Source organism: Microcystis sp. M_OC_Ca_00000000_C217Col (genome assembly GCF_007095585.1).
Classification (GTDB): Bacteria; Cyanobacteriota; Cyanobacteriia; order Cyanobacteriales; family Microcystaceae; genus Microcystis; species Microcystis panniformis.
In genome coordinates this window covers 1-10,366 of record NZ_SFBV01000140.1, presented here as the reverse complement: position 1 = coordinate 10,366, position 10,366 = coordinate 1, and the positions used below count along the sequence as shown (strand labels likewise).

Annotated in this window: 9 protein-coding genes and 1 pseudogene; 6 read left to right on the top strand and 4 right to left on the bottom strand. The window is 44.7% G+C overall.

What is annotated here, in order from left to right; translation table 11 throughout:
- Positions 1 to 111: pseudogene (locus EWV66_RS08245) on the top strand (IS630 family transposase); the annotation flags it as partial.
- Positions 112 to 234: 123 nt separating this feature from the next.
- On the opposite strand, the gene EWV66_RS08240 reads toward EWV66_RS08245, so the two are convergent.
- Complete coding sequence (locus EWV66_RS08240) at positions 235 to 1,629, bottom strand: DUF2252 domain-containing protein (RefSeq protein ID WP_072926900.1); 1,395 nt, start codon at positions 1,627 to 1,629, stop codon at positions 235 to 237.
- A gap of 547 nt (positions 1,630 to 2,176) precedes the next feature.
- On the opposite strand from EWV66_RS08240, the gene EWV66_RS08235 reads away from it, so the two are divergent.
- The 4 genes from EWV66_RS08235 to EWV66_RS08220 all read left to right on the top strand — a co-directional run bounded on the left by EWV66_RS08235 (position 2,177) and on the right by EWV66_RS08220 (position 5,019).
- On the top strand, positions 2,177 to 2,839 hold the full coding sequence (locus EWV66_RS08235; RefSeq protein ID WP_002738780.1) for a potassium channel family protein: 663 nt from the start codon (positions 2,177 to 2,179) through the stop codon (positions 2,837 to 2,839).
- A gap of 33 nt (positions 2,840 to 2,872) precedes the next feature.
- Positions 2,873 to 3,649 (top strand): DUF2092 domain-containing protein, encoded by a 777-nt coding sequence (locus EWV66_RS08230; RefSeq protein WP_052278266.1) that lies wholly within the window; start codon positions 2,873 to 2,875, stop codon positions 3,647 to 3,649.
- A 91-nt stretch (positions 3,650 to 3,740) separates the two neighbouring features.
- Positions 3,741 to 3,983: an AbrB/MazE/SpoVT family DNA-binding domain-containing protein gene (locus EWV66_RS08225; RefSeq protein WP_052278267.1), complete on the top strand. Its 243-nt coding sequence runs from the start codon at positions 3,741 to 3,743 to the stop codon at positions 3,981 to 3,983.
- A 244-nt stretch (positions 3,984 to 4,227) separates the two neighbouring features.
- Positions 4,228 to 5,019, top strand: a complete 792-nt coding sequence (locus tag EWV66_RS08220; RefSeq protein WP_052278268.1) for a DUF6515 family protein — start codon at positions 4,228 to 4,230, stop codon at positions 5,017 to 5,019.
- On the opposite strand, the gene EWV66_RS08215 is transcribed toward EWV66_RS08220, so the two are convergent.
- Positions 5,016 to 8,078, bottom strand: coding sequence for a sll1366 family intein-prone helicase (locus EWV66_RS08215; RefSeq protein ID WP_072926898.1), 3,063 nt, complete (start codon positions 8,076 to 8,078; stop codon positions 5,016 to 5,018). The two genes, EWV66_RS08220 and EWV66_RS08215, sit on opposite strands and share 4 nt — an antisense overlap.
- 201 nt (positions 8,079 to 8,279) lie before the next feature.
- Between EWV66_RS08215 and EWV66_RS08210 the strand changes: the two genes are divergently transcribed.
- The gene (locus tag EWV66_RS08210) at positions 8,280 to 9,068 is read left to right on the top strand and encodes a pentapeptide repeat-containing protein (RefSeq protein WP_002786927.1); all 789 of its coding nucleotides are present in this window, start codon (positions 8,280 to 8,282) and stop codon (positions 9,066 to 9,068) included.
- Here the strand turns inward: EWV66_RS08210 and EWV66_RS08205 are convergent.
- Both EWV66_RS08205 and EWV66_RS08200 read right to left on the bottom strand, forming a co-directional pair.
- Complete coding sequence (locus EWV66_RS08205; RefSeq protein WP_002760406.1) at positions 9,065 to 9,436, bottom strand: ArsR/SmtB family transcription factor; 372 nt, start codon at positions 9,434 to 9,436, stop codon at positions 9,065 to 9,067. The genes EWV66_RS08210 and EWV66_RS08205 overlap by 4 nt on opposite strands.
- 98 nt (positions 9,437 to 9,534) lie before the next feature.
- Positions 9,535 to 9,699, bottom strand: coding sequence for a metallothionein (locus tag EWV66_RS08200; protein ID WP_072926897.1), 165 nt, complete (start codon positions 9,697 to 9,699; stop codon positions 9,535 to 9,537).
- Positions 9,700 to 10,366: the final 667 nt, after the last annotated feature.

The following is a 10,366-nucleotide window of genomic DNA, read 5'->3' as shown; positions in this document are numbered from 1 at the left end:
GCTATTTATGAATGTCTGAATGATGCCCATCTGAAACATAAAAAAGAACTGGATTCCTTGCTGACTCTACGATTTCAGAAGTTTAATAAATCTCAGATTATGAACGTCTAAAGTATAGCTACCCTTTGAGAGCCGATCTTGACTTTCCAGGCGAATTATACCATCAAAAGTTAAATTTTTTCAGCAGCAAGGGGCTGATCTTGCCTATATCCGCTCAAAATCGCTCCCTAATCCCTATAAATCTTCTTCTACCAAAGCCTCAACCCGTCCTGTTTTAACCGCATCCACCAAAGCGGCGTGATCTCGTTCTGTCTGATCGGCATAAGCGATCGCAAATTCGCCCATCGCTAGATCGAACTGATCTCCTTTCCCCAAATAACCGCTAATGGTGGCCGCATCTCCAGATTTAGCGTGGGCGCGGGCCAAGGTCCAGCCACAGAACTCGGCGTAGCGTTGCAGTTGGACGGCCGATACTCCTTCAATGGGTAGGGAAAACTTCATATCCCGCAGTTGCCGTAAATAGAAGTCGTTGTCCCCTCTTCCCCGGGTCCAGCCCAAAAATATGTCGCTAGAGGATTGCATCAATCTCTGGCCTGTAACCACCCGTTGTCCCTGATTTTCGTACTGGCTCTTGGCGGTATAGGGTTCTAGAACCGAAGGGCAAGCCTCCTTAACTTGTAGGATGAGGGGATGGTTATCTTCTGAGAACAATAGGGCGATATAACATCTGGTGCCGACACTGCCAATGCCCACTACTTTCAGGGCAAAGTCCTCTAACTGGTAGCGATCAAAGAGGACTCGGCGTTCCTCCGGCAGGGATTGGCGATAGTCTTCCAGACCCTCGCGCACGAGAGTCTCCCAATCCGGTTCGTTGACATGGTAGAGAATAGGCGGCTGATCGACAAAGCGATTGCGTCCGCCGGTTTGGGTGACGATCTTGGGGTAGAGATGTTCGATGATGCGCTCGCGGGCTTTTGCCATCATCTGTTCCCGCAACTTCCGCGTCTTTTCGTCGGGGGCCATCTCGATCGCCTGTTCTGCTCCTATGCGCGTGTACCATACCTCTAAGGGACTGAGGCGAGAATATTCCCGCAGGTGTTCTCGATAGGAACGAGCGCAATCGATCGCCGCTGCCTTCGATTCTTGATTGGATAGATCGCTATCCCTGCCGGCGATGAGAAAGCTGACCACGAGACGCTTGAGATCCCATTCCCAAGGCGCGGGCAGGGTTTCGTCGAAATCGTTAATATCGAAGACTAAATTGCGTTCGGGGGTGGCAAAAAATCCGAAGTTCAACAGGTGGCAATCCCCGCAGGCCTGCACGATAATGTCAGTTTTGGGAGTGGTGGCCAGATCGTAGGCCATCAAAGCAGCGGAACCGCGCAGGAAGGTAAAGGGACTCCGCAACATTCGTCCGTAGCGGATGGGAATCAATTCCTGTAATCGCCCTCGATTTGATGCTTCGATGATTTCGATCGGCTCTCGACCAGCTGCGGGGGGTTGCCAGATAGCGTGACCAGAACGCGGCAATCGCTCCCGCAGGGATTTACCGATCTGGATGCGTTCTTCCCGTGAACGGAATCGAGCTTGAGAAGGTGAGCGGATCGGGGTTTCTATTTGGTGGTTCATAGCGACTTTTTCCCCTGAATGAGATCAAATCCTTTGCTGTTAGATAGGAAATAGATAAGTCAAGACTGATGGTTCCCTTTCTGGGATAACTTTCTAACATTTCCTCCTGTAGAGATAGCTTCTGATGCTCGGTTCAACAATTAATCTTCACTCGCTTCTTATCTGGGGAAGATCAACATTATCGATGACACATTTTTTTCTGAAATGGCTATCGATTAAATTTGCTTAACTTTTAGCCCAATGGCAGCTCTACTATTTCGATTGTATCTTGCTCAAAAATTGCTGGTGGAATGCTCGTAACAAAATTTTATCTAATGTTCAGCCTTCGGCCAGGGGCTAAAATCTCGCTCTTTTGTGGGGAAAAGGGGGGTATATTCCAGGTTAAAGATAAGATATGCAGCGGTTGCTTTATTCATCTGGCACAGCTAATTCCTTATGGGATAAGCTTTTCGGCGTGGAGAATGTACCAGACCAATCCTGAATCCGCCGTAAATACCCTTAAAATTGATGAGCAGGAGTAAATATTACCAGTTAAAGGTTCGCTGCTATGAAATTCCGTCAATTGATGCGGGCAACAGAAAATAAATACAATCGGCTGCTGGCAAATCTGCTCTCGCTCTACATTATTTACCCGTTTTTAGTATATCTACCCCTGGGAGATTGGCTGATTTTCTTTTTCTTCTCCCTCTCTCTGATCATCGCCGTCTATCAGATCGATCGCAGTAAATTGGCTTTAAGATATAATATCGGTCTGTTTTTGATTGCCCTCCTCCTGCGAGCATTCAGCACGATTATCCCTATTTATAGCGATTTCAACCGTTGGTTCGAGCTATCTAGTACATTAATTTCTCTAGCTTTTGTTAGTTTATGTGTGTACTCGATTTTACTAGAATTAATTCTCGCCGAACAGGTAACATCAGATATCATCAAAGGGGGAATTTGTGTCTATTTTCTCTTGGGATTTTTCTGGGCATCCGCTTATAATATCGTCCAGATTTTCGACCCCGATTCCTTTAGCTCCGCCGCTAAAACCGTCAACCAGGCGGATCTACTTCATTTCAGCTTTACTACCCTGGCTACGGTTGGCTACGGTGATATAGTTCCTACCAGTAAAATCGCTAGAGTTCTAGCCAATTTAGAAGGAATGACTGGAGTTCTCTATCCCGCCGTTTTTATCGCTCGTTTAGTCAGTTTACACAATGGTCGTTAACCAAAACAATCCATCGCCCTGGGGGAATATTAGATGATTATGCGTCGCTTTATCCCGATTCTTTCTTTGCTTTTGCCTTGGGTCACTGCTGCGGCAGTCTTGGCGGAAATCCCCACTCTGGCCCAGGAAATCCGCCCAAAAACGGCGGAACAAGTGATCGAGCAACTCTGTGCTAATTTAACCAAACAGCGAGCGTTCACCGTCAATATGGATGTCACCTATGACGATGTACTCGACTCTGGGGCGAAAGTTCAGTACAGTGCCTATCAAAACATCTGGGTAGAGAAACCCAATCGCCTGCGCTCGGACTACACTGGGGATGAACGAGTTACCCGCTTTTTTTACGATGGTAAAACCTTCACCCTTGCGGATATGGAACGGGATCTATACGTTACAAAACCGGCACCGAATACTCTAGATGAAGCCTTAGACCAAGTAGAACAAAAGTACGGGATCAGCATTCCCATGTCAAATCTGGCAGCGAACGATCCCTGTGCAGAGCTAATGGCCGATGTCAAGCAAATTATTTTTATCGGCAACGACATGGTCAACCGCGAACCGATGTATCACCTGCTGCTGATCGGTAGCGATCGCGATTATCAAATCTGGGTCACGCAGGATGCCACCCCCCTAATGAGGAAAGCGATTATTACCTATAAAACTCTACCCGGTTCACCCCAGTACACGGCAATATTATCCGATTGGAATTTTAAGCCTAGTACACCCGCCGATACTTTCACTTTCCAACCGGGATCAGAATCGATCCCTATCGAACTTCTACCCCCTAGGGATAATCAATCCCAGCCGTAAACCCCGTTCATAAAATGCGATCGCTCGTCGGTATTCCCCTAAATCAGCGTTTTGATATACTTTGAATATCTAACGAATTCGAGGTGGGATCATGAAGTCGCAGATTCGACGCTGGGGTAATTCTTTAGCGATTCGGATTCCCAAGTATGCGGTGGAGGCACTGAACCTCAATCCTAAGGACGTTGTTGAATGTTCTGTGGAAAACGGAAAGCTAGTAATTGAGCTAATTCAAGCCTTGCCTGAGTTAAGTCTAGAAGAACTACTGGCTGAGGTTGTTGAATCACCGGAGCCGGAAGTGGATTGGGGGCGGCCAATGAGAGAGGAGGTTTGGTGACATACATTCCAGTTGCTCCAGGATGTTCTCAGAAGAATTAAGCCGATTCTGTTCTAATCGGGACATTCTCAAAAGCCTTACCCTATCCGAACCCAACCCAGATTTATTATAGAAAATGTTCCCGCCAGAGTGTGTGTAGAAACAGGAGAGCGTTTTTTTGCACCAGAAACCCTCGAACGCTTGCAGAAAATAATCTGAGAAGATAAGCAGCCAAGGCAAATAAAAAAATCAAGGAGTCCGGGCTATGAAAAGATCTTCACGTCAAAACTTATGTGTTCTTGCCGCCCTCCTTTTGGGTACAAGTTTACTGATCACGGATTATGTGGACGCTCGCGGTGGCGGTGGCGGTGGTCGTGGCGGTGGTGGAGCTTCCCCACGGGTTAACCGCAGTAGTGATCTGCAAAACCGAGGGAATTTCAGTAATCGTTCCCAACCCTCTAGAGATTTCAGTAATCGTTCCCAAACCTCTAGAGATTTTTCTGGAAGACAGGGGGAAAGACAAACTAATCAACAAAACCGTCAAGGGGAACGCACTGAAAGAACCGATATCCGTCAAGGGGAACGCACTGAAAGAACCGATATCCGTCAAGGGGAACGCACCGAAAGACAGGGGGAACGGCAGCAGCAGGTTAGTGATCGCCAACAGAACCGTCAGAACTTTGTTGACGATAATCGCAACGGTTACTGGCGTGGTGGCGGTTGGTACGGTGGCGGTTATTACGTCCCCCCGGGTTGGGGTTGGGTGGGTTTGACCACCGGCTTAGTCATCGGTTCAGCGATCGCTACTCTCCCCCCCTACTACAATACCGTCTATGTGGGTTCTACTTCCTACATTTACTCGGACGGCATCTATCTTCAACCTAGCGGCAGTTCCTACACGGTGGTGGCCCCGCCAATCGGCGCAATTGTCACCTATATCCCAGACGGCTGCACCACAATTACGGCTGACAATACGCTTTATTACAATTGCAGCGGTATTTACTATCGGCCTCTGTTTGAGAATGGTTCCACGGTTTATCAGGTCGTTCGCTTCTAATCGGTTTCTTCTTCATCAATAATTGCCGATCGATCTAATAATAATAAATCTCGCAGGCGATCGGTATCTAATTCGGTTAACCAATTTTCCCCAGCATCTACGGTTTGTTCCGCTAATTGTTTCTTGCTTTCGATCATCTCATTAATGCGTTCCTCTAGGGTTCCCGTACAGATGAATTTATGTACCTGAACATTGCGTTTTTGTCCGATGCGGAAAGCGCGATCAGTGGCCTGATTCTCTACGGCCGGATTCCACCAACGATCGATATGAAAAACGTGATTAGCGCGGGTTAGATTTAATCCTGTTCCCCCTGCTTTCAGGGAGAGAATAAAAATCTTTGGTCCTTGGGGATCATTTTGAAAGCGCTCGATCATTTCTACCCGATCTTTTGCTTTGGTAGAACCGGAGAGAAATAATATTTCCTCGGCTAATTTTTTCTGGAGATGGGTTTGTAGGAGTTTTCCCCACTCGGCAAATTGTGTAAAAATTAAAGCTCGATCGCCTTCTGCTATCACTTCCTCTACCATGGCTTCTAAACGTAATAATTTTCCCGATCTTTGACTGGTTTCTAAACTATTTTCTTTCAAAAAATGGGCGGGATGATTACAAATTTGTTTTAGTTGCATTAGCAAGGTTAAAATTAATCCATGTTTCTGAATTCCTTGAATTTCTTCAATTTTCTGGAGCGTTGTCTCGACTAATTGTTGATAAAGTTGTCCCTGTTCTTTCGATAAACCACAAAAAATATTCATTTCCTGTTTTTCTGGTAAATCTTCAATAATATTTTTATCGGTTTTTAATCTCCGTAAAATAAAGGGACGGACAAGGGAACGTAAATTATGCAGGGATTCTTGATCGCCGTATTTTTCAATGGGAAGGGCAAAACGACGCTGAAAAAAGGCTTGAGTTCCTAAAAAATTGGGATTGAGAAAATCCAAAATTGACCATAATTCCGTCAGGCGATTTTCTACGGGAGTTCCCGTTAAGGCAATCCGAAATCCTGCGGGTATTTTTCGCACTGCTTGGGATTGTTTAGCCGTAGAGTTTTTAATATTTTGAGCTTCATCTAAAACTAAACCTTGCCATTGTACTGCTTCTAAACTGGACAGATCGCGATAGATTAAAGGATAACTGGTAATAACAACCGATTTATTTTTTACCTCTTGAGCAAAAGCTTTACCTTTTAATCTTTTTTCGCCATGATGCACAAAAACAGCCAGGGTGGGAGCGAATTTTCTTAATTCATGTTCCCAGTTATTGACCACAGAAGTGGGAGCCACCACTAACACGGGATTAACTAACATATCCTGTTCTTTTAATGCTAGTAAAAAAGCGATTAATTGCGGGGTTTTTCCTAAACCCATATCATCGGCTAAACAAGCACCTAAACCCCACTTTTCTAGGAAAGCTAACCAACTAACTCCCTTGATTTGATAGGGGCGTAATTCCCCCCGAAATTCCCGCGGTGGGTTGATTAATTGAATCCCTTGATTGTTATTTAAATTATCAATTAATTCCTTTAATGCTCCCTCCGCTTGGAAAGTGACTACCGGCAGTTTAGCAATTAGATTATTATCTCCTGAACTCAAGCGCAGGGCATCTTCCACCGAGAGATTCAGGGGAGTGATGGTATTATTTAAAATTGCCTGAGCTGCTTTAACATCGGTAGGCTGTAGGATTAACCATTTGCCCCCCACTTCCACCACTGGCGATTTTTTCTCTAATAACTTATCAAAATCTTTTTTCGATATTTCCTGTTCCCCTACTACTAATTTAAGCTGAAAGTTTAATAAACTGGTTAAACTTAATCTTTCTCCTTTTTTGGGAGTTACACTGGCAGCAATCTTAATTCCTAATCTTTGTTCATTGCTACCAGCAGTTAAACCCGTTGGCAAAATTACCCCTAATCCCTGATCTTGCAATTGCCAAGCGATCGAGCGAATAAACTGATAAACTTCGATCGAATCAAGAGAACATTCCTCCGGGTGTCTCTGCTCTAAACTAATTCTAATCGGTTCGTACAATCGCGATGCTAATCCCAATCCTTTTAAGAGAATTTCCTGGGGATTATTGACAACTCTTTGATAACTATGATAACTTTCTTTCCCCTCTAACCAAATCAACTTGGCACTAATGAGAAATTCGGGATCATCTAACGCTTGTAAATAATAGGTAAGTTTCCACGCTGTTCCTAGACTGGGAGGTTGTAAACATAAACAAACACGGTATTGATTCTCGATTAATTGGCGATTATTGCCATTAACTAAACTTTCTTGGATAGGAAACACCCAGTTATTATAAGCATTTTCTAGACGCTGTAAATTCTTGGCTTCTAAGGCAATGTCATGATGATCACCGCTTAAAGATTGTAGCCAGGGTTTCACCATCAATGACGGCGAAATATTAACAGTACTATCTATTTTTTGTCGTAAACGAGCATCGACAATATTTTTTAAGCAATCGAGAATGATTGTTTGTGGTTCGCTATTTTCTTGATAGACAAGACAAACCGGGGGGATGGTTTGGATAAACTTAGCTAAACGAGTGCGATCGATGGTACTATCTAGCAGGGGATACCAGCAACTTTGACCCTGATTTATTCCTGCTAAAAATTTCCCCCTTGCTAATAAATCTAAACTCCAACGGTGCAAATACAGCCAAAATCGTAGATCATTACCGATAAATTCGGCCTTAGCTAGGGGTAATTTTTCCCATAACTGTACTATCATCCCCGCAGAAAAAGTTAATCCCGATACTTGCCATGGTTGCCAAGACAAGGATTTAGGTGTGGGTTCGAGAATTTGCCCCGACAGCAGCGGTAAAGAATATTTTTTCCTAGGGGGAGAATAACTAGGCAAACTGAGCTTGATTGATTCTGGAGAATACTGGTTAAGCTGAGGGGAAAATTTCTCGATAAATTGGGCTAATACCCCAGATTCTAGACAAAAAGGATGATTTTCTTGGGTTTCACTTAATTCCTTCCCTTGCCACTGTTCACCCCAAAGAAAAAAAACACTATCCTGCGAACCAATCAGCCAATTACCGTGTAGAGTAGTCATTATAAAATAGGGAAATTCCTCTAAAAAACCTGCTGTTGAAAAGGTAACAAATCTCGATTTTGTCGCTTCTTCTGACCTTAAGAGCCTCTAATCTCCTATTTTAGTGGACAAGGGCTGATTTCTCAAGCAAAATCTAGTTCAGCGATTAGCCCCGACCGCATGGTTATTATCAATGATAATCAATAGAGTTATTTTTAAACTATGTACAAATCGATCGCCCTAACCCTCGTCCTCAGTCTTCCCCTTAACTTGTCCCTAGTTGGTTATGGGGAAGATTTAAACCACCTACAGCAATTATTATCCACCCGAAAATGTCCCCAATGCGATCTGAGCGGTTCGGGGTTGGTGCAATCGAATCTAACCGGGGCAAAATTAAATGGGGCCAATCTCGTCGGTGCTAATCTTAGTCAAGCTAATTTAAGTGGGGCGGATCTGAGTGGTGCCAATTTAACCGGTGCTTCTTTCTTTGGTGCTAATCTCACTGGAGCGAACTTAAGCGGGGCAATCTTGACGGGTGCGGATTTAAGAGGCGCTTATCTCAATAATGCTAACCTCGAAAACACCAAACTAGACACTGCATACGTGCAGGGTGCGGTGGGAATTCCCAGTAGTGCCGGTACTCCCGAACTATTCTACGGTCTAGGGATGGTGGAAGGAAAACAGGGACGCACCAGCGCCGCTATAGAAAATTTTAATAAGGCCTTGACAATTAACTCGGAATATGCTCCAGCTTATCTGGCCCGGGCCATGGCTCACTATCGTCTGGGACAAAATGCTCTAGCGGCCCAGGACGCTCAAATGGCTTCGACTCTCTTTGAACAGCAAGGTAACACCCCCGGTTACGAAGCAGCAGAGAATTTTATTAAAGGCATGGAAATCGCCCTAAAACCGCGAGAACAAGGTGGTGGCAACGCTCAATTAGACCAAATGGTGCAGGGGATTGGTTCTCTGCTCTTACAGTTTGTTTTACCCGCTTTGGGACTGTTTTAGTCCTCGTCCGCTGGCTCTTCTAAATGTTCCGAGACCGCGTAATAAAGGTCAAGGACATGATGATCGGCAAGACGATAAAAGACTCTCCGTCCCTGTTTTTGGTATTTAACTAATCTTAAGGCTCTTAGGGTTCTTAACTGGTGCGATACGGCCGATTCACTCATCCCTAAATCGTCGGCTAAGTCACAAACACATAATTCTCTTTTGGCTAAAAGCGACAGAATTCTTAGGCGATTGGCATCCCCCAAAAGGCTGAAAAATTCGGCCATTTTTTGGGCTTTTTCGATTTCTAATCCCTGCAAGTGCTGGAATTTCGCCTCTTGGTGATGGGATTCCCCACAAACCGGCGCTATTTTCTCTATGGCCATGTTTTTTCCTGATCGGTTATTAAGGGAAAGTTGAGAAAGGGAGGTATCGATCGAATCTTCAATCCCGATACTTGTCCCCTTCTCCCCAATAACTAAATTTAACCGCAACGACAGTCATTGTGTCCACAGCCTTTCCCTTTAACGTGACCATTGGCACAAGCTTGGCAACAGTAGTATTGATCGTTTTCTTTGATGGCATCGGCGATCGATACTACACACTTACAGGATTCACAAGCACATTTCATCATGGTGACAGCGATCATGGTTACTACCTCTGAACTTCTTTACTGACTTTAGTATAACATCTGAACAGATGTTCATAGATTGAATAAAGTTAAATTTTTCTAAAACTCAGACGGGAAAGTTAGGGCAGTTATCTCAAGGGTGAGGTGGGAAGTTCTCCTTGATCAGTGATTCAGATTTGAGTTTTCTGTTCACTGTTTAAGCTAAGTAGTCGTGCAAAATTAATTTCCTAGTCGAGACTCCGAGACAGGAGACTCGGAGACAGGAGACTCCGAGACGGGATACAGGAGACTCCGAGACGGGATACAGACGGGATACAGCTATTAGGGATCGGATTTGAGTTTTCAGTTCACTGTTTACTGATCACAGCAGAAGTCTGACGGAGTAGTGGCTTAGATGTGTAATTAATTGTGCTTAGATACTTAGGGCTGGCTGAATAAATCTAAAAACCTTGTTGGGTAAGACTTTTAGGCGTTTTGTCAATCAAAAGGTACTGGATGTGGGAGTGATCGGGGGGAAATTTAGGCACTTTTTCCCTGAAAATTAGGTAATTGGCCACCTCAAAACTGGTAAAACCCCACACCCCACACCCGTTACAGTAGAGCAGGAAGTCGCCTTCCCACCCCCTGCTTCAAAACCGGACTTACGACTTTCGCCGTATCCGGCTCCTGAGTAACTAGGCTACTG